Genomic DNA, 19,246 nt, shown 5'->3' on the forward strand with positions numbered 1-19,246 from the left:
TAAAACCTCCTAATTTAAAATCCGCGTTTATGACCGACACCACTATGGCACGATACACAGCTTAAAGAATTATCTTTATGTGGGTTACTTGTCGCATTGATAGCTGCCCCAGCGTAATCACCGTGGCAACGAATGCAATTATCCTGCACCATTTCTTTACTTTTTTGTGTCGCACTCAAATTTGTCGGCAACTCATCAAGCTTAAAGGTAAAAGCGTAAGCGTGAGATAAGCCACTCTCAGCCTTTGCAACCCATTTTTTAACACCTTGATGTGGCAAATGACAATCCACACAACTAGCTCTTGGCTCTCCTTTGACCTTTTTAGAATGAGAAGCCGCCAAATAGTCGTTATAAACCTCATTCATAATATGGCAATTATTACAAGACTCGCTAGCATTACTAAAATAAGAAATGCCCTTTGCATTATAAAAGGTATAAAAACCCACAGCAAACAAAGCAAAAAGCAAGAGTAAAAAAATGCCAAAAAGATTCGTAAAAGCTCTTTTTTGCCCCAAAATCCCCTCCTTGTAAAATAATTTACAATCGTAATGGAAAATTATAACAAGAAATATTTAATTTTTATTTAAGGATAAAATAAGTCTTTAATATACATTTATATTAATATAACTTGCGGCATTATAGTTATTTGAAGACAAAAAATTATGAAATTTTATTCATAATTTATTTAATTTTAAATCGTTTTAAAATAATTTATCATAAAACCTCGCTCTATCAATAAAAGCGAGGCTTAAAATCTTAAATTAAGCTATTAATTAAACCAAAAATAAAAATTCAAGACTAATCACCAAACCCGTAAATAAAAGCGTGATGACACAATAGCCCATAATATCTTTTGCACCAAGCCCTGCGATAGCAAGTGCTGGTAAAGCCCAAAATGGCTGTATCATATTTGTCCAAGCGTCCCCCCAAGCTCTAGTCATAGAAGTTACCGCAGGACTTATCCCAAGCTCTAGTCCGACAGGTATCATAATACAGCCCACTGCCCTCCACCTGATGGCACAAAGATATTTACAAAACCTGCACTCCAAAAAGCAAAAAGAGCGAAAGTGTTAGAATTTGAAATGCTAATAAAAAATTGCGATAGCACACTTGCAAGGCTATGTTCCCCACCAGCGACCATCATACCGATAATCCCCGCCGCATTTTTTGCGGCTATGTTAATGGCTTTAATATATAAAACAGGCTTTTTGTGAAGTAAAATTTCCAAAAATAAAAAAATCATATTTAAAACATTTAAATTTAAATCTCCACCCTTTATAAAATGTGAGATAATATAAATAAAACCCATAATGGAAATTAAAAAAACTCACCAAAAAACTATTCTCAAGCCAAACGGCTAAACTTTTATTTTGACTATAATTAATGACTTCTAAATCTTTATTTTCCCGCTCTAAAATCTTTTTATCAATCTCTAAAGTATTTTCTTTAGTAGGGTGGATAGAAGCAAGTAAAAAAGGCAAATACACTACAATAATAGTAAGATTAAAACTTGAAAATATAGTCATAGAGCTAGGTATGCTCTGGCTTAAAATTCCAGCCGTGCTTTTCGCTAAAGCTTCACCTCCGCTTGAGAGAGTCAAAGGTATAGAGCCTGAAAGTCCTGTGTGCCACACTATAAAGCCAGAATAAGCCGCTGCTATAAGCAAACGATAATCCACACCTTTATAACCTTTTTTGCAATTTCTTTTGCAAAAATCGCCGATATAACCAGCTCAAAACCCCAATTTTGCACGATTTGCAAAGGATCTTGACTTGTAAAACCCCACACAGATAAAAAACAAAAAGGGTTAAAATTGCCACCAAAACAAAAGAATCTGGAAGCCATATTAACACAAATTTGCGTAAAAGCTCTTAACATCAAGCACCTCCAAATCTCACTTTAAATTCTGCTTCCGTTTTAGCTTTAATATCTTCTAAGCTAACTCCTTGCATTAATTCCACCAAAAACATTTCACTACTTTCAAATTCAAAAACTCCAAGCTCGGTAATGAGCTTATGAACCACTGCTTTTCCCATTAGCGGTAGGGTGCATTCTTTTTTAAGCTTAGTTTCTCCGTGTTTATTTGTATGTTCCATTACCACTATGATTTTTTTGCACCGCCATAGCACCCCCTATACCTTTAACGAGCTTACCGGGTATCATATAATTAGCCAAATCGCCATTTTGAGAAACCTCCATCCCTCCTAAAATAGCTAAATCAATATGTCCACCGCAAAGCTCTCGGCACTATCAAAAAAGCTAGCCCCTTTAACTGCTATAACCGTTTCTTTGCCTGCATTGATTAAATCCGCATCCACTTGCTCTTTTGTAGGATACGCACCTATATCCAAAAGTCCATTTTCAGACTGCAAAAAGACCTTTAGATTGAGTTTTTCTATCTCATATTAGGGTTGAGATACCTATGCCAAGGTTAATATACATTTCATTTTGAATTTCTTTCACCGCTCTTTTAACAATAAGTTCTTTTGACATAATTATCCTTTCGTAATGACTTTTTTTATGCGTTTTTCATAATTTTCCCCACAATAGACAAAATAGACATAAATTCCACTCAAATGGACGCTATCAGGCTCGATTTCATCGACAATTTCCTCAACTTCGACTAGGGTTATTTGACCTGCCATAGCACAAAGTGGATTAAAATTTCTAGCCGTTTTATTAAAGATAAGATTGCCAAATCGATCCGCTTTTTGAGCCTTAACTAAGGCAAAATCGCCCCTAATCGCTCTTTCTAAAATATAAGTTTTCCCATCAAATTCCTTATGCTCCTTACCCTCTGCAATCAAAGTGCTAACGCCTGTTTGCGTGTAAAATCCAGCTATACCGACTCCACCCGCTCGAAGCTGCTCGGCTAATGTGCCTTGCGGTGTGAGAACGACTTCAAGCTCACCATTGATAAATTGCTGTTTAAAAGTCTTATTTTCTCCCACATAAGAAGCGATGATTTTTTGTATCTGTCTATTTTGAAGTAAGAGACCTAAGCCAAAATCATCTACGCCACAATTATTACTCACTATGGTTAAATTTTTAACCCCAAGTTCTTTAATTTTTGCAATGGCATATTCAGGGATTTTACACAGACCAAATCCTCCAACCAAAAGCGTTACGCCATCTTTTATATCTTTAAAAGCCTCATTTAAATTTATAATAATTTTATTCATTTTTTACATTTCTATCTCAAGCACAGCGGAGATTCCTTGTCCGTCACCCACACACAAAGTCGCCAAGCCTAAATTTTTACCCCTAGCTCTTAAAGCATAAATGAGACTGGTTAATATCCTCGCCCCACTTGCACTTATGAGATGTCCAAGAGCGATAGCACCACCATTTATATTAACCCTATTTGCATTAGCCTTAAGCGTGGCTAAACTTTGTGCCACAAAAGCTTCATTTGCTTCAATTAAATCCATATCATCGATGCTAAAGTGTGTTTTTTCAAGTACCTTTTTCGCCGCAAAAGCCGCACCTATACCCATAATGCTAGGCTCTACACTCACACTAGCAAAGCCCTTTAAAGTCGCTAAAATGGGTAAATTTAACTCAAGGGCTTTTTCTTTAGAGCTTAATAAAAGCATAGCCGCTCCGTCATTAACACCAGAAGAGTTACCAGCGGTAACAGTGCCATTTTTATCAAAGGCTGGTTTTAAACGCGATAAGGCTTCCAAACTTGCATCCTTACGCACAAATTCATCTTCACTAAAGAAAAATTCCCTTTTTTATCTTGAATTTTTAATGGCAAAATTTCTGTTTCAAAAGCTTTATTTTCAATAGCTTTTGCGGCTTTTAATTGAAAATTGAGTGCAAATTCATCTTGCTCTTCGCGTGAAATTTGCTAAATTTTCTGCCATAATACCCATATGACAATCACTCAAAGTGCACCAAATTCCATCTTTTATCATACTATCAACTAAATTTTGATCTCCCATTTTATAGCCGAGTCTAGCATTTTTAAGTAAAAAGGGGTGCTAAAGACATATTTTCAACGCCCCCACATAAAAGCAAATCCGCCCTATTTAAACTAATCGCATCATAACCAAGCCCTATAGAACCACAAAGCATATTAACAATAAAAGCCGTTTTTTCAACGCTTAAGCCACTATTTATCAAGGCTTGTCTTGCGACATTTTGCTCACAGCCAGCTCCTAAAACCTGACCTAAAATAAGCTCATCAATCAAGCTCTTATCAACACCCGCTTCATCAAGCAAAGATTTAGTTAGCATACTTACAATCTGTTTGTTTTAAGCTACCCAAAAAAAGAACCAATAGCTGTTTTTTTCGCAGCCACCACAACAACTTCTTGCATTTTCATCTTTTCTTCTTTTTACTAATAAGATTAAAATAGCCTTATTAATAAATATAGGCAAAGAAATATTTTTAAAGAAAATTTAAGGTAAAAGTTACTTTTAGTAATATTTATTTGTAGAATTTGAGAGTTAATAAAATTTTTAATTCTTAGAAAAAGTTACAAAAAGTAATATTTTGCAAGATTATAAAATCAATTTTTACTCCACTTGAGGATCGCCAAAACATTGCCTTAAGGCTTCTTTAGTTTCACCTTGAGAGTCTGCTTTTTTAGCATTTTTACGCAATTCATCAAATTGCGAATTTAAATCATTTTCACTAATATTTTGCTTAAGACTTTGCAATTTACTTTCGTCTATAACAACTTCTTTTCTCACTTCTATCTTAGCATTTGTGCCAAAATTTTCTCTTAGTAATTCTTGAATTAATTTAAAGCCTTGATTTAACAAAGTGCGATTTTGCCCCTGTGCATTAGAGCTAATAATTAAAACCTCGTTTTCATAAGCTATAAATTTCGTGCTTTTCTTAAAACATTCAGCAAGCTCATAATCTCTATCATAAATTTTTTCAAGCAAAAGCTCATAAGCGTTTTGATTTGTTTGAGACTTTATCGCCTTTTCTATTTTAATATTTTCTTTTGCTTTACTTTGCTCTAAAGGCTCTTTAATTTGACTTTGAAGATCGCTAATTTGCATATCGATTTCCTTAAGATAGCTTGCCTCCATCATCATAAAAGCCATCACGCAAAGCGTAAATCCATCATCGTCACAAAGCAAATTCTTAGCTCTTGAAAGTATCCTAAAAAATCTTTCGTAAATCAGAGTTGAAAATTCCTCGCTTCTTGCAAAAAAACTTTCTTTGAGATAAAAAAGCATTTCATCTATCACACTACTTGCTTCATAATCTTGAAGCTCTTCTAAAAATTCAAACACCCTTTCTCTGTCTTTATGTAAAATAGCGTGGTAAAATTCCTTAATTTTGGACGGGTCTAAAAAGCCTAGCATCTCTGTAATTTTAGCAGTGCTAATATGATTTTCACTAAAAATAATGGCTTGGTCTAAAAGCGTAAGAGTATCGCGTAAAGAGCCACTTCCACTTCTTGCTATAAATTTTAAAGCCTCTTCTTCAAATTTCACACCTTCTTTATTTAAGATATCTTTAAGATGTGTCAAAATTTCACTTTGAGCAATTTGCTTAAAGCGAAAATGTTGAGTTCGCGAAAGAACGGTCGCTGGAAGCTTTAAGGGGTCGGTCGTAGCAAGTATAAATTTCACATAGCTTGGTGGCTCTTCAAGGGTCTTAAGCAGGGCATTTGCTGCTTGTGGGGTGAGCATATGCACCTCATCAATGATGAAAATTTTAAAACGCGCCATTGAGGGAGCGTATTTTGTCTGTTCTATAAGGCTTTGTATATCTTCAAGCCCCCTATTGCTCGCTGCATCCATTTCTATAATGTCGATGTGCTTACCTTCAAGTGCGGCGATACACTGCTTACAAGTGCCGCAAGGTGTGGCATTTGGTCCTTCATCGCACACAAGGGCACGAGAGAAAATTCTAGCACTTGAAGTTTTCCCGCTACCACGAAGCCCTGAAAAAAGATAGGCGTGAGCAAGGCGTTTGGAATTTAGGGCGTATCTTAAACTCGCACTAACAGCTTTTTGTCCAATTAATTCATCGAAGGTTTTAGGGCGGTATTTAATCGCTAAGGCTTGAAGCATATTCTACTCATTCATTATAGATAAAAGCTCGGTATTGTCTTTTGTTTTAAGCATTTTAGAATATAAAAATTTAAGCGCTTCCACATCGTCCATTTGTGAAATAGCAGAGCGAATCGCCCAAATTTTTTGCAGATTTGTAACTCCTTGCAAAAGCTCTTCTTTTCTTGTGCCTGATTTGATGATATTAATAGCCGGATAAATGCGGCGATCGGAAATATTTCTATCTAGCACGATTTCGCTATTTCCAGTGCCTTTAAATTCTTCGAAAATCACCTCGTCCATTCTTGATCCTGTGTCGATAAGAGCGGTGGCGATGATGGTTAAAGAGCCGCCATTTTCTATATTTCTAGCTGCTCCAAAAAAGCGTTTTGGCTTATGCAAAGCATTTGCATCCACACCCCCGCTTAAAACCTTGCCAGAGCTTGGAGTCGCAGTATTATAAGCTCTTGCAAGACGCGTGATGCTATCTAGCAAGATGATGACATCTTTACCCATTTCTACCATTCTTTTTGCTTTTTCTATAACAAGCTCAGCCACACGCACATGGTTATAAGCAGGTAAATCAAAAGTCGAGCTAAATACCTCACCCTTAACACATCGTTGCATATCAGTAACTTCTTCAGGTCTTTCATCGACTAAAAGCACGATTAAATGCATTTCTGGGTGATTTTTAGCTATGGCTGTGGCTAATTCCTTCATCAGTTCTGTTTTACCCGTGCGAGGCGGTGCGACTATGAGACCTCTTTGCCCCTTACCTATGGGAGTGAAAAGATCTAGCACCCTACCCGTGAGTTTCATCGCATCGTATTCAAGCCTAATTTTTTCTGTGGGAAAAATGGGAGTAAGATTATCAAAAAGAGGTCTTTCTTTCGCCTCTTTTAAAGGAAGGTAATTAATCGCTTCGATTTTTAAAAGTGCATAATATTTCTCTTGGTCCTTTGGCTCTCTAACCTGCCCAGTAACGATATCGCCTATCCTTAAAGCAAATTTGCGAATTTGCGAATTTGAAACATAAGCATCATTTACACTATCGCTTAAATTAGCATCCATTCCCCTTAAAAAGCCATACCCTTCGGGACTAAGCTCTAAAATCCCCGTGAAAAGGATAAAGCCACCTTTTTTAGTTTGTGCTTTTAAAATTTCAAAAATTAATTCTTGTCTGCGAAATTCTCTAGGATTTTCTATCTCGCACTCATTTGCGATTTTAACTAAATTTTCTAAGTCAAGTAGCTTTAAATCTTCTATTTTATAGCCCTCAACGGGAACATGCGTTCTTTGATGTTTTTTTTCTTTTTCCATAAGTCCTCTGTAAGATATAGCAGTAATCAAAAATGTGATTTTAGTAAAAAATTCTTATTTTTGTCAAATTTAGTTTATACTTACAAAAAAATTCAAAGTCAAAAAATGAAGTGCGAACATTGTAAATTAAATTTCAAACAAGAACAAATGCGTGAAAAAAATGGCTTATTTTTTTGCTGTAAGGGCTGCGAAAGCGTGTATGAAATCTTGCAAGATAATGGACTTGATGAGTTTTATCAAAGACTTGGTAATCAAAGTCTAAAGCCTGTTAATTTAAGCAAAGAATTTAAAAATTATGATGAATTTATCCATATGAGTCAAGACGGCTTTAGCGAAATTCATCTTCTCATACACGGCATAGAATGTGCCGCTTGTATCTGGCTCAATGAAAAAATTTTAATCCGTCAAAAAGGCATTTTAGAACTTGAAATTAATCATCTTAACCATAAAGCTAGAATTGTATTTAACCAAAAAGAAATAAGCCTTAAAGAAATTTTAACCCTCATTGAAAGCATAGGCTATAAAGCAAGTGCTTATGATGTGAGCAAAAACGAAAAAAAGGCAGAAAGATTAAAACGCGAATTTTACTCTAAAATGATAGTTGCCATTGCTTGCGTGATGAATATAATGTGGATTGCCGTGGCAAAATATGCAGGCTTTTTTAGTGGTATGGAAAGAGACATTAAGGATATTTTAAATTTCTTCGAATTTGTACTAGCCACTCCTGTGCTTTTTTACACAGGTTCAAGTTTTTATAAAAATGCTTTTAAAGCCTTAAAATACAAGAATTTAAATATGGACACTCTTGTCATTAGCGGGGCGAGTTTGGCTTATATTTATTCTTTATGGGCGATGTTTTTTAGAGTTGGGGAAGTCTATTTTGACTCTGTGGCTATGATTATTTGCTTTGTTTTTGTGGGTAAATATTTGGAAGTTTTTAGCAAAAAACGCGCCCTTGACACCATAGATGGCTTAAATGACTTTTTACAAAATGAAATTTTAGTCTTTAATGGAAATGAATTTAAGCCAAAAGAAGTGCAAAAAGTAGAATTGGGCGACATCATCTTGCTAAGAGCTGGAGATAAAATTTTAATCGATGGAATTTGCGTAAAGGGTGAGGGCAGTATCGATCGCTCCTCTTTAAATGGAGAAAACGCTCCACAATTTGTCCAAAAAGGAGATGTATTACAATCAGCTTGTGTTTTAATAGATGGAAATATAGAATACAAAGCCACCAAACTTTACAAAGACTCTACACTCTCTAAAATCATCAAACTTTTAGAATTTGCAGGCTCTAAAAAGACAAAATTGGCTAATCTTGTAAGTCAAATTAGCGGCTATTTTTCAAGGACGATTTTAACTCTAGCTTTGCTTTGTTTTTGCTTTTGGTTTTTTTATCTCAATGAGAGCGTGGAAAAATCGCTTATTAACGCCATTTCTGTTTTAATCATCGCCTGTCCTTGTGCCCTAGCCCTTGCAACTCCTGTGAGTAATTTAATCGCTTTAAGCAAGGCTTTTAGACATCATATTCTTTTTAAAGATTCTAGTGTGATTGAGAATTTAAGCAAGTGCGATTTTGCCGTTTTTGATAAAACGGGCATTTTGACAAAGGCGGAACTTCAAGTCGAGCAATTTTACCTTAGCGAAAAACTTGATCCTAATGAGCTTTATACCTTTTTAAGTCTTTCAAAACACCCCATAGCAAAAAGCGTTGGAGAGTTTTTAAAGCAAAGGGGTGCTAAAAAGCTCAATTTAGATTTCAAAGAGCTTCAAAATATCAGTGCTAGAGGATTAAAAGCGAATTTAAATGGAAAGCTTTTTTTAGGGGGCAATGAAGTTTTTCTAAGAGAAAATCACATCAAAATAGAAAAAAAAATAGAAAATTCACATTTTTTCTTTGCTAAAAATAATGAAATTTTAGCCTTTTTTGAGCTAGAAAGCATTTTAAGAGAAGGGGCTAAAGACTTAATCACATATTTACAAAAAGAAAAAAAACAAGTGATGATTTTAAGTGGAGATAATGAATTTAGCGTGCAAAAAATAGCCAAACAACTTGGAATTTCAAACTATAAAGCTTCGTGTTTGCCAGAAGATAAAATGAGAGAATTAGAAAAGCTTTCACAACGCCATAAAGTTTTGTTTGTGGGTGATGGGATTAATGACGCTTTGGCTTTAAAATTTGCTGCGGTGGCTATTACTTTAAGAGAGGGGAGTGATTTGGCGATTGAAAATAGTGACATTTTGCTTTTAAAAAATGATTTAAAATCCTTACAAACAGCCTTCGAGCTTTCTCAATTTACCTTTAAAATTATCAAGCAAAATTTAGCCTTTTCACTTTTTTACAATGCTTTAAGCCTACCTCTAGCCTTTTTAGGTCTTATTAATCCTCTCATCGCAGCCTTATCTATGTCTTTTAGTAGTATAATAGTCGTTTTAAATGCATTAAGGATTAAAAAATGAATTGGGTGATTATGATGATGATGGGGGTTTCTATCATCGTTTTTTTTATCATACTTGCGACCTTGCTTTGGGGGGTTAAAAATAAGCAATTTGACGATGATTATAAATTTACAACACTAAATGATGATGAAGAAAGCCTAAAAGAAGCGGTAGAATTAGAGCGTAGAAAAAAAGAAGCCTTAGCAAAAAAGGCTCAAAAAGAGCCTTAATTATAGAGTTTCGATATAAGCTTCAATAGCTTTAAAATCTTCCTCCGTTAAACCTTTAAGGTTGATTTTCATAATTGCACCCTGTCCATAAGCATTTCTTTTACCCTCTGAATATTCCTTCATATATTGAAGTCTTTCAGCAGTCGAAATGCTTTTAAGTGCTGGGACCTTATTAAGATACACCTTATCAGCCTTTGGTCCGTGGCAAACTGCACATTTTTTATAAAGCGTAGCACCATCTGCCGCATAAGCTGAGATAGCCAAACAGGCTAAAGCTGAAATTGCAACAAACTTTTTCATTTTATCTCCTTTTTACAAAATCTCGTTATTATATCCTTAAAAATTTAATACTTCTTAAATTTCTCAATCATTTAAAAAATTTAATTATAATGATTTTATGAAAAAGGCTTTATTTTTAGACAGAGACGGCGTAATCAATGTCGACAAAAAATATGTTCACAAGATAGAAGATTTTGAATTTTGCGAGGGGATTTTTAAGCTTTGCCGAATTTTCACACAAAAAAATTATCTTATTTTTGTCATCACTAATCAATCAGGCATTGCAAGAGGCTATTATAATGAGAAAGATTTTGCGACATTAAGTGCTTTTATGTGTGAAGAATTTGCCAAAAAAGGAATTTTAATAAATAAAATTTATCATTGTCCGCATTTGGAGGGTTGTGAGTGTAGAAAGCCAAAGCCCGGTATGTTTTTTAAAGCTTATGAAGAATTTGACATCGATAGAGAAAATTCCTTTTTTATAGGCGATAATCTCACAGATATGCAAGCAGGATTTAATGCAGGACTTAAAAAACTTTATCTCATAAACTCTACTCAAAAGGGCGATTTTTATCAAAATTATACTAATTTAAATGCACTTTTAAAAGACATCGAAAAGGGGGAAATATGCGTATAATTATCACAGGAGGAGCAGGCTTTATAGGCTCGAATTTAGCTCTTGCTTTACAAGAAAAGCACGAGGTTTTAATTATCGATAAAATGCGAAGTGATAAAAGACTTGATAATGGAAATTTGGAGAGTTTTGGGCATTTTAAAAATTTACTTGAATTTAAAGGGGAGCTTTTTGTGGGTGATATTTGCGAGGCTAAAAGCTTTGATGTAATGCGTGAGTTTAAACCGGATATAATCTTTCATCAAGCAGCCATTTCGGACACCACAGCCTATAATCAAACCCAAGTTTTAAGCGTGAATTTAAATAGCTTTAAGGACTTCATTAAGCTTGCTATTAAATGCGACTCTAAGCTTATCTACGCAAGCTCTGCTAGCGTGTATGGAGATATGCCAAGTCCTCAAAAAGTAGGCTATGAAGAGCCTAAAAACCCTTACGCTTTTTCAAAATTAATGATGGATAAACTTGCACAAAAATATTTTAACGAGCTTCATATCGTGGGGCTACGCTATTTTAATATTTATGGGAAAAATGAATTTTTTAAAGGCAAAACCGCCTCGATGATTTTACAATTTGGCTTACAAATTTTAAGTGGGAAAAATCCGCGTTTATTTGAAGGAAGTGAAAAAATTTATAGAGATTTTACCTATATAAAAGATGTTGTAAATGCAAATTTAAAAGCCTTAGAAACAAAAAGTGGAATTTATAATGTAGGCAGTGGCAAGGCAAGAACTTTTAAGGATATTGTAGATATTTTACAAAAAGAACTTGGCACAAATTTAGACTATGAGTGGATTAAAAATCCCTATGAAAAAGCCTATCAATTTCACACCCAGGCACATTTAGACGAGAATTTTTACAAAGGCGAATTTGAGCTTGAGACTGGGATTAGAGACTATTTGCCTGAAATTAAACGCATTTTTGAAAAGGAATATAATGCTTGAAAATTTAAGCAAACAAAGCCCTAAAATTCTTGTTGTGGGTGATTTTATGGTGGATAATTACATTTGGAGTGCGTGTGAAAGAATAAGCCCTGAAGCCCCCGTTTTAATCGCAAAATCCCTCAAACAAGAAAAAAGATTGGGCGGAGCGGCAAATGTGTATGCTAATTTGGCTAATCTTAATGCACAAGTTTTCGCACTTGGGGTCGTGGGAGATGATGAAGCCGGAGAGTTTTTAAAGCGTCATTTAAAAGGTGTTATTCTCACACAAAAAGGACGCAAAACTCCTCTTAAAAACCGCATTTTAGCACATAATCAACAAGTTTTAAGACTTGATGAGGAAGATAGCTCTAAAATCGAATTAGAAGAGGAGCTAATCTCAAATTTTAACACAATAACAAAAGATTTTGAGGCAATTATCTTGAGCGATTATGGAAAGGGGGTTTTGAGTGAAAAAGTGTGTCAAGCTCTTATTTGTAGGGCAAATGAGCTTAATATCCCTATTTTAATCGACCCAAAGGGAAATGATTATAGCAAATATCAAAACGCCACTCTCTTAACGCCCAATAAAAAAGAAGCTTTGGAGGCTTTGAAATTTAAAGATTTAGAGGGGGAAAATCTAAAACTTGCCATTAAAAAGCTTAAAAATGACTTTCATTTAAAATACTCTATCATCACGCTTTCAGAAGACGGCATAGCCTTGTTTGATGAGGATTTACACCTAATCAGTGCTAGAGCTTTGGAGGTTTATGATGTAACTGGGGCTGGAGATAGTGTCATTGCTGTTTTAGCCTTTTGTCTAGCTTGTAAAGTGCCTATTTTAAAGGCTTGTGAATTAGCCAACGAGGCAGCGGCTGTGGTTGTAAGTAAGATAGGCAGTGTGAGCGTGAGTTTTGACGAGATAAAAAGTCTAAATTTAAGCACTTTTGAAAAGAAAATTAAAAGCAAAAATGAACTTGTAAGCCTACTTTCAAATTTAAAAGATAAAAAAATCGTTTTTACAAATGGCTGTTTTGACATCGTGCATTTTGGGCATTTAAGCTATTTAGAGCAGGCGAAAAAACTAGGCGATATTTTAATCGTAGGGCTTAATTCAGACGCTAGCATCAAAAGACTAAAAGGAGAAAAACGCCCTATCAATAAGGCATACGAAAGGGCTTGTATGCTGGGGGCTTTTTATTTTGTCGATTTTGTGTGTATATTTGAGGAGGATACGCCCATTGAGTTAATTAAGGCTTTAAAGCCTGATGTTTTGGTAAAGGGGGCAGATTATGAGGGCAAAGAGGTCGTGGGGAGTGAGCTTGTCAAAGAAGTGAGATTACTTGAATTTCGGCAAGGCTTTAGCACGACAGGCATTATAGAAAGGATGCGAAAATGAAAATTTTCATCATTAATCTCTTACGCTCTACGCACAGAAAAAAGGCTATGCAGAAGCAAATTTCTAAGCTTTTTAGCGAAAATTCCTCCCTTAAAGATCGCTTAGAATTTATCTTTTTTGAAGCTGTTGATGGAGATGGGGGAGAAGAATTTGCCAAATTTCACCCAACTTGGACGAAATATCTCAATGGTAGAAAGTTAAGTTCGGGTGAAAAAGGCTGTTTTGCAAGTCATTATAAATTATGGCAAAAGTGCTTAGAGCTTAATGAGAGCATTTTTGTGCTTGAGGACGATGTGGAATTTACTCAGGCTTTTAACGCAAACAATTTAGAAAAAATTTTAAAAAGTCCTTATGAGTATGTGAGAATTCACTACATAAAAGAAAAGAGTTCTTACGCTCTTAATAATCATTTTAATATCACTTTTTCAAATGTAGCGGGAACGAGAGGCTATTTCATCAAGCCTAGTGCGGCTAAAAAATTCATAAAACACACGCGAATTTTAATCAATCCTATTGATGATAGTATGGATTATAGCACTGTTTCAAACATCATCTTTAAACCTCTTTTTCTGCAAGATTTTGACACAGCAAGTGATATAGCCGCTACAAGAGAGAGAGAGAGAGAGAGAGAGAACAACTACAAATTCACGCGTGAGCTTTACCGCCTATATCGCAACGCAAAACACTTTCTTCTCACACTCAAAGCAAGACTTCGTTTAATCTTTCTCCTTAAAACTTAAAGCAATTTTAGCCTGCATTTTAAGCCAGTCTTTTTGCAGCATTATAGGAAAGCCCCCATACACACGCCCACCTTCTAAGCTTTTACTCACGCCCCCTCTTGCTGCTATGGTGCTAAAATCGCCTATTTTAAGATGTCCGCTTGTTGCACTTTGTCCGCCCATTACAACATTACGCCCCAATTCGCTTGAGCCTGAAATTCCTGTTTGAGCGACTATAATGCAATTTTGCCCAATTTGACAATTATGCCCCACTTGTACCAAATTATCCACCTTAGTCCCAGCTTTAATAATCGTGCTTCCAAACACAGCCCTATCAATAGTCGTGCAAGCACCTATTTCGACAAAATCTTCCAAAATCACATTACCATTGTGATAAATTTTATAATGCTCTCCATTTTTATTATGCGCATAGCCAAAGCCATCACTTCCCATCACGCAATTTGCTAATAAATGGCATTTTTTGCCTATTTTAGTGTCATTATAAATGACGACATTAGGGTGAATCACACTTTCATCGCCTATACTGACATTATCCCCCACAAAAGCCCCCGCCATAATCACCACATTTTCGCCTATGTTAATATTATTTCCCAAATAAACATTAGGCATAATCTTCGCACTTTTTGCGATATTTTGCGACTTAACCTCGCTAAAAAGAGGTTTAGCAAAAATTTTACTTAAAAAAGCAAAGCTAAGATGAGGATTAGGAGAAATGAGAGCCTTAGTATCTTTTGGAACTAAATTTTCATACTCTTTAGCGACTATGATAGCCGCAGCACCTGTATTTGGGATATCTTTAGCATTTTTCTCCCCATCACAATATGTTAGCTCCGTAAAACTAGCCCTTAATAAAGAATTAAGCGCACTGATTTCTAAATCCTCGCCCTCATATTCTAAACTTAAAAATTCCGCTATCTCTCTTAATTTCATTTTTTATCCTTATCCATTAAAAGTTGTTTCTATCATACCGCTTGGCTTATCCACAAAACGCGAATTTTCCTTTTGAAATTCCACTTCAGCTGTGCCAACGGGACCATTTCTATTTTTACCGATGATAATCTCGGCAAGTTCTTGCCTTGGATTAGGGATAAATTTAGGGTGGTATTCCTTCCCCTCTGCCTTTGCCTTATTTTCCCTTTCCTTTTCCTCTTGTTCCCTATACACTTCATCACGATAAACAAATAAAATCGTATCCGCATCTTGCTCGATGGCTCCACTTTCACGCAAATCACTTAACATTGGGCGTTTATTGGACCTATTTTCCAAAGAGCGATTAAGCTGAGAAAGTGCGATTATAGGCATATCAAGCTCTCTTGCTAAAAGCTTGAGTCCCCGTGAAATTTCACTCACTTGCAAATGTCTATCGCTAAAATTTGAATGACTCATCATAAGCCCTATATAATCGACCACACACAAAGAAATATCATCTTCTTGAGCCTTAAGTCTTCTTAAAATCGCCCTTATATCCGTAATGCTAGCATAACCGCTATCATAAAGAAAAAATTGAGTCTTAGCATAATAATTACACGCATCACTCACCCTATCCCACTCATCATCATTTAAATCAGCGGTAATAATTTTTTGCAAGGGGATAGAAGTTTTAGAAGCGAGCAGTCTTTGCATAATTTGAATTCCGGGCATTTCAAGTGAAAACATTACCACACCTTTATTTTGCCTTAAAACATTATCGATAAAATTTAAGCATAGAGTTGTCTTACCCATACCAGGTCTAGCCGCAACGATAATAAGCTCACCCCCCTTAAAGCCTTTAGTTTTATCATCAAGCTCACTAAAACCACTTTCAAGCCCTATGATGTGCTTATTTTCCAAACTTTTCTGCCTTTTAAATTCCTCTAAAAGCTCACCTAAAACCTCATTGACATTTTTAATATCAGCAGAATTAACACGGCTAATAATGGTAAAAATATCCTTACTAAGCTCATCAGAAATTTCACTCACAGCCCTATTTGCACTGATGCGACTTGGTAAAAGATGAGCGAAACTTAAAAGCTGTCTTTTGATAGACTTCTCTCTCAACTCTTTAGCATAAGCACTAATATTAATCATCGAGGGGGTGGCGATAATTTCATTTAAAATTTGCTCATCTAATTTGCCATATTTTTTCAAAAAACTAAGCCCAATTGGCTCTCCAGCATTCACACAAGAGACAATGGCTTTAAAAATATCTTGATGTGCTTTTAGGCTAAAGTCCTTGATTTCAATATCTCCAGCGATATTTGCATAAACTTCCCCACCGCCTAACAAACAAGAGCTTAATATCATACGCTCTAAATCTAAATCATAATGCTCTTCATTATTCATCAATTGACTCCATTTTGAAAAGCAAATTTTAACAAAACTATGTAAATTAAAGTTCTTTAATTTTATATGCAAAATGGCTCCAACACATCATTTTCACTCATTATTGCAAAGAAAGTCAATAAAAATAAAAGAAGTCAAAAAGCAAATAAAAACTCATAAGGACACAAGCCTTAGCTTATATCCTTTAAAAAGTCTTAAAAAGTCTTATGCAGTCTTAAACTAGCAGTATGTGATGTTGCACTTTCTCCAAAGAGGAATTTATAGCCTAAGCTTACATCTACTCCATAAGGATTTATCCACATAAAAGCTCCCCCTAATTGTGAATAGTATTTTGATGTTTCAAAATGATTGGTAAAGTTTTGACCATTGATTCTAGTTTGGGTATCTATTTCATTATTAAGATTGACCCTTACACCTCCATCAAGCTGAATAGCAACATTATCTTTTCTTTTAAACCAATTCAAACTTGCTGTTGCATAAGTGATACCATAAGTCATATCATCTAAGCTTTCTTTATAGGCTAATTTATTCCCTTTCATATCAAAGCCTTTTAACTTAGCTCCTGTATGACCTATGCCTATTTGAGGAGTGAGATATTGGCTATGATCTTGTAAGTTATAATAAATAATAGAAGCTAAAAATACTCTAGCATCATAAGCATAGTTTTTTGCATCTCCTTGAGATTTAAAACCACTTACTGGTTCTCTTTCAAGATCTGCTTTAGTATAAGAGCCTCTTATATCCACTCCACCAAAAAGTTGTCCTATATGACTTTGAGCTAGTTCTATGCTATATTTTGAACCAAGTAAGAAAGTATCACTATCAAAATTAAAGACATCATCAGCTAAATGAGTCTTATTTTTCTCTACTGCTCCATAAAGCATTAATAAGCTATTATCAAAATATGTATGTCCTCCTGCTAAGATACCAGAGCTTGTTCCATCTGCTTTTTCTGGTATATCTGCTAAGTCTGTTTTAATCTTAGAATAATAAGGACGCACAAAGATATCAAAATTTGTATCAGGTTGGGTTCTTTTATATCTTAAAGAAGCACGACTTGCTTCATTTAAGAAAGAATCAAATAATAAAGAACGACGCCCTAATTGATTGATAAAGGCTTGAGAGAATAAACCTGCCGCACCAAGATTAGCATTAAAACGGGTGTCTATGGTTTGAGTTTGTGCATTAAATTTCCCATAAAAGCCACTTTGTTTAAGATCTTGTGAAAAGTCTGCACTTTTAACATAAACATTTCCAACTCCAGTATTAGCAGCACCTGATACTGAATTAGCTAAAGAAACACTTTTACCAATTTGTGTATCCTCACTCACTAAGGCTATGGTAAGTTTATCTATGGCTACTCTTGCTTGAGTGGTATTAGCATTACTTGTGCTATCTACAAGCTTAACAGTTGCATAGGTTTCTTGTGCTGTGGTGGCTGTTCTTACTTCACCAAAATTTAAAGTAGGAGCAGCACCATTTGCTATTCTAAAGGTAGAAATTCCATTATTATAGCCTATATTCATATTATCATTAATATTAATCTTACCATTTCCACCTATTTCTATATTAGCAATTCTACCTTGCTGCATATTATTTAGTTCAAAATCACCTGAAGTAATTTTAAGATTTTCAATAGTGCCTTGTATGTTGTTTAGGGAGCCACCTTGAGTGGTAAAGAGGCTAATGTTTTGTTGAAGGTTATTAAAGCTTCCGCCTTCTTGTTTTAAAGAGCCTATCGTTCCACCTTGATAAGTAAAGTTTCCTCCTTTTTGAGTAAGAGTTTGTATAGTGCCTCCACTTTGCATTGTGTTTCCACTTTCTTGAGTGTAGGTTTGGATAGAGCCTGTGTTTGTTAGATTTCCTCCATCATTTGTAAAGGTGGTAATAGTGCCTGTGTTAGTAATACTATCTGTGCTAGCCTTTGTTTGGATAGCTTTTGTAGTAGGGGCTGCTTTGTAGGTTAGGGAAGTGATAGTTCCTGCGTTGGTGATGTTACCATTTGTGCTAGTGATAGTGTTGATAGAGGAATTTGCCATATTAGCAATATTACCATTGGTATTAGTGATAGTGCCAGTTACACTTCCTTTAGCTTTGGTAAAGGTGCCATTATCAATGGTAAGATTGGTAATGGTGCCTCCGTCTCCGTCACTATTTATCGTTCCGTTATCTTTTAAGCCTTGACGGAATTCCGTGCCATTTTTTATATGAAGCGTATTGATTGTGCCTGCGTATTGATAAAATTTACCTGCTGTAAGATTAACCGTTTGTATGCTTACGCCGTTAAAAAGCTGAGTGTCACCATTTGTGGAGTCTTGGTTGAGGGTGGTGATGGTTAGGGTGCCGCCACTTCCACCATTGATTTTAAAATTTATTCTTTTGGCATTATGATTGAGAGTAGTGATAGAGTTAGAGCCTGTTTTAATTTGAAATTCGATTTGTGTATTACCCTTCATATTAGCTTCTTTGATATTTACGGTATGAAGTCCAAAATTTTGCCATTTGATAGAACCAATACTTTCTATTGTAAGCTTATTCCAATCGGTTGTCCTATAATTCCAATTCAAAGCGCTAGAATTTTCGGCAAAATTAACCTTTGTGTATTCTTGGTCATATTTACAGATTGAATAGGAGCAACCTATCGAATCTCTTGGATTAATTCTTTGACTGTATTCTCTCTCTCGACTTTCACTTTGATAACTATAATGTGATTTTAAAAAATTGCTTTGTGGATTTTCCGGTTCTGTAACCTCTGCATCTGCTTGTAGGTTAGTAGCACAAGCTAAAGCAAAAATGCAGGCTAAAGATAAAAGAGGCTTTTTTAAGTCATACTCCCCCCCCCCCCCCGTGTGTGAGTTTGGTTGAAATTTTTGCATATTAAACCTTTCATAAATGAGATAAAAATAATCGTAATTATAAGGAAAAATTAACAAAAAGTAAAGAG

18 protein-coding genes and 3 pseudogenes are annotated in these 19,246 nt (G+C 35.2%); 6 read left to right on the forward strand and 15 right to left on the reverse strand.

Features of this window, described 5'->3' with window-relative positions; all coding sequences use genetic code 11:
* Positions 1 to 14: 14 nt before the first annotated feature.
* The 11 genes and pseudogenes from nrfH to rho form a co-directional block, all read right to left on the reverse strand.
* On the reverse strand, positions 15 to 515 hold the full coding sequence (gene nrfH, locus EL158_RS05430) for a cytochrome c nitrite reductase small subunit (RefSeq protein ID WP_027304565.1): 501 nt from the start codon (positions 513 to 515) through the stop codon (positions 15 to 17).
* Positions 516 to 773: 258 nt separating this feature from the next.
* Positions 774 to 1,243, reverse strand: a pseudogene (locus tag EL158_RS08960) (TIGR00366 family protein).
* Entirely contained in the window at positions 1,188 to 1,679 is a 492-nt protein-coding gene (locus EL158_RS08965) for a TIGR00366 family protein (RefSeq protein ID WP_027304564.1), read from the reverse strand. Before EL158_RS08965 ends, EL158_RS08960 begins: the two are co-directional and overlap by 56 nt.
* Positions 1,658 to 1,879 carry a TIGR00366 family protein gene (locus tag EL158_RS08970; RefSeq protein WP_027304563.1) on the reverse strand — a complete coding sequence of 74 codons (222 nt, stop codon included), beginning with the start codon at positions 1,877 to 1,879 and terminating at the stop codon, positions 1,658 to 1,660. The genes EL158_RS08965 and EL158_RS08970 overlap by 22 nt, the downstream gene beginning before the upstream one ends.
* Positions 1,879 to 2,494: pseudogene (locus EL158_RS05440) on the reverse strand (CoA-transferase). Before EL158_RS05440 ends, EL158_RS08970 begins: the two are co-directional and overlap by 1 nt.
* Positions 2,495 to 2,496: 2 nt before the next feature.
* Positions 2,497 to 3,183, reverse strand: coding sequence for a CoA transferase subunit A (locus tag EL158_RS05445; RefSeq protein ID WP_027304561.1), 687 nt, complete (start codon positions 3,181 to 3,183; stop codon positions 2,497 to 2,499).
* A gap of 3 nt (positions 3,184 to 3,186) precedes the next feature.
* Positions 3,187 to 3,597 (reverse strand): hypothetical protein, encoded by a 411-nt coding sequence (locus tag EL158_RS08975; RefSeq protein ID WP_404842018.1) that lies wholly within the window; start codon positions 3,595 to 3,597, stop codon positions 3,187 to 3,189.
* A gap of 39 nt (positions 3,598 to 3,636) precedes the next feature.
* Positions 3,637 to 3,948, reverse strand: a pseudogene (locus EL158_RS08980) (thiolase family protein); the annotation flags it as partial.
* A gap of 22 nt (positions 3,949 to 3,970) precedes the next feature.
* On the reverse strand, positions 3,971 to 4,243 hold the full coding sequence (locus EL158_RS08985) for a thiolase family protein (RefSeq protein ID WP_404842004.1): 273 nt from the start codon (positions 4,241 to 4,243) through the stop codon (positions 3,971 to 3,973).
* A 282-nt stretch (positions 4,244 to 4,525) separates the two neighbouring features.
* Positions 4,526 to 6,043, reverse strand: a complete 1,518-nt coding sequence (locus EL158_RS05455) for a DNA polymerase III subunit gamma/tau (RefSeq protein WP_027304560.1) — start codon at positions 6,041 to 6,043, stop codon at positions 4,526 to 4,528.
* A 3-nt stretch (positions 6,044 to 6,046) separates the two neighbouring features.
* On the reverse strand, positions 6,047 to 7,342 hold the full coding sequence (rho, locus tag EL158_RS05460; RefSeq protein ID WP_027304559.1) for a transcription termination factor Rho: 1,296 nt from the start codon (positions 7,340 to 7,342) through the stop codon (positions 6,047 to 6,049).
* A 105-nt stretch (positions 7,343 to 7,447) separates the two neighbouring features.
* Between rho and EL158_RS05465 the strand changes: the two genes are divergently transcribed.
* On the forward strand, positions 7,448 to 9,802 hold the full coding sequence (locus EL158_RS05465; protein WP_027304558.1) for a heavy metal translocating P-type ATPase: 2,355 nt from the start codon (positions 7,448 to 7,450) through the stop codon (positions 9,800 to 9,802).
* Complete coding sequence (ccoS, locus tag EL158_RS05470) at positions 9,799 to 10,011, forward strand: cbb3-type cytochrome oxidase assembly protein CcoS (RefSeq protein ID WP_027304557.1); 213 nt, start codon at positions 9,799 to 9,801, stop codon at positions 10,009 to 10,011. The genes EL158_RS05465 and ccoS overlap by 4 nt, the downstream gene beginning before the upstream one ends.
* On the opposite strand, the gene EL158_RS05475 is transcribed toward ccoS, so the two are convergent.
* Complete coding sequence (locus EL158_RS05475) at positions 10,012 to 10,311, reverse strand: c-type cytochrome (RefSeq protein ID WP_027304556.1); 300 nt, start codon at positions 10,309 to 10,311, stop codon at positions 10,012 to 10,014.
* Positions 10,312 to 10,408: 97 nt separating this feature from the next.
* Between EL158_RS05475 and EL158_RS05480 the strand changes: the two genes are divergently transcribed.
* Genes EL158_RS05480 through EL158_RS05495 form a run of 4 tightly spaced genes read left to right on the forward strand, consistent with a single transcriptional unit; the run spans position 10,409 to position 13,980 of the window.
* Entirely contained in the window at positions 10,409 to 10,927 is a 519-nt protein-coding gene (locus EL158_RS05480; protein ID WP_034956108.1) for a D-glycero-alpha-D-manno-heptose-1,7-bisphosphate 7-phosphatase, read from the forward strand.
* Entirely contained in the window at positions 10,918 to 11,865 is a 948-nt protein-coding gene (rfaD, locus tag EL158_RS05485) for an ADP-glyceromanno-heptose 6-epimerase (RefSeq protein ID WP_027304554.1), read from the forward strand. The genes EL158_RS05480 and rfaD overlap by 10 nt, the downstream gene beginning before the upstream one ends.
* The gene (gene rfaE1, locus EL158_RS05490) at positions 11,858 to 13,240 is read left to right on the forward strand and encodes a D-glycero-beta-D-manno-heptose-7-phosphate kinase (RefSeq protein ID WP_027304553.1); all 1,383 of its coding nucleotides are present in this window, start codon (positions 11,858 to 11,860) and stop codon (positions 13,238 to 13,240) included. Before rfaD ends, rfaE1 begins: the two co-directional genes overlap by 8 nt.
* On the forward strand, positions 13,237 to 13,980 hold the full coding sequence (locus EL158_RS05495; protein ID WP_027304552.1) for a glycosyltransferase family 25 protein: 744 nt from the start codon (positions 13,237 to 13,239) through the stop codon (positions 13,978 to 13,980). The genes rfaE1 and EL158_RS05495 overlap by 4 nt, the downstream gene beginning before the upstream one ends.
* On the opposite strand, the gene lpxD is transcribed toward EL158_RS05495, so the two are convergent.
* The 3 genes from lpxD to EL158_RS05510 form a co-directional block, all read right to left on the reverse strand.
* On the reverse strand, positions 13,957 to 14,910 hold the full coding sequence (gene lpxD, locus EL158_RS05500) for a UDP-3-O-(3-hydroxymyristoyl)glucosamine N-acyltransferase (protein ID WP_027304551.1): 954 nt from the start codon (positions 14,908 to 14,910) through the stop codon (positions 13,957 to 13,959). The genes EL158_RS05495 and lpxD overlap by 24 nt on opposite strands.
* A gap of 9 nt (positions 14,911 to 14,919) precedes the next feature.
* Entirely contained in the window at positions 14,920 to 16,302 is a 1,383-nt protein-coding gene (locus tag EL158_RS05505; protein ID WP_027304550.1) for a replicative DNA helicase, read from the reverse strand.
* A 194-nt stretch (positions 16,303 to 16,496) separates the two neighbouring features.
* Positions 16,497 to 19,178, reverse strand: coding sequence for a hypothetical protein (locus tag EL158_RS05510; RefSeq protein WP_126361527.1), 2,682 nt, complete (start codon positions 19,176 to 19,178; stop codon positions 16,497 to 16,499).
* Between the last annotated feature and the right edge of the window lie 68 nt (positions 19,179 to 19,246).

It is taken from the genome of Campylobacter upsaliensis (assembly GCF_900637395.1).
Taxonomy (GTDB): Bacteria; Campylobacterota; Campylobacteria; order Campylobacterales; family Campylobacteraceae; genus Campylobacter_D; species Campylobacter_D upsaliensis.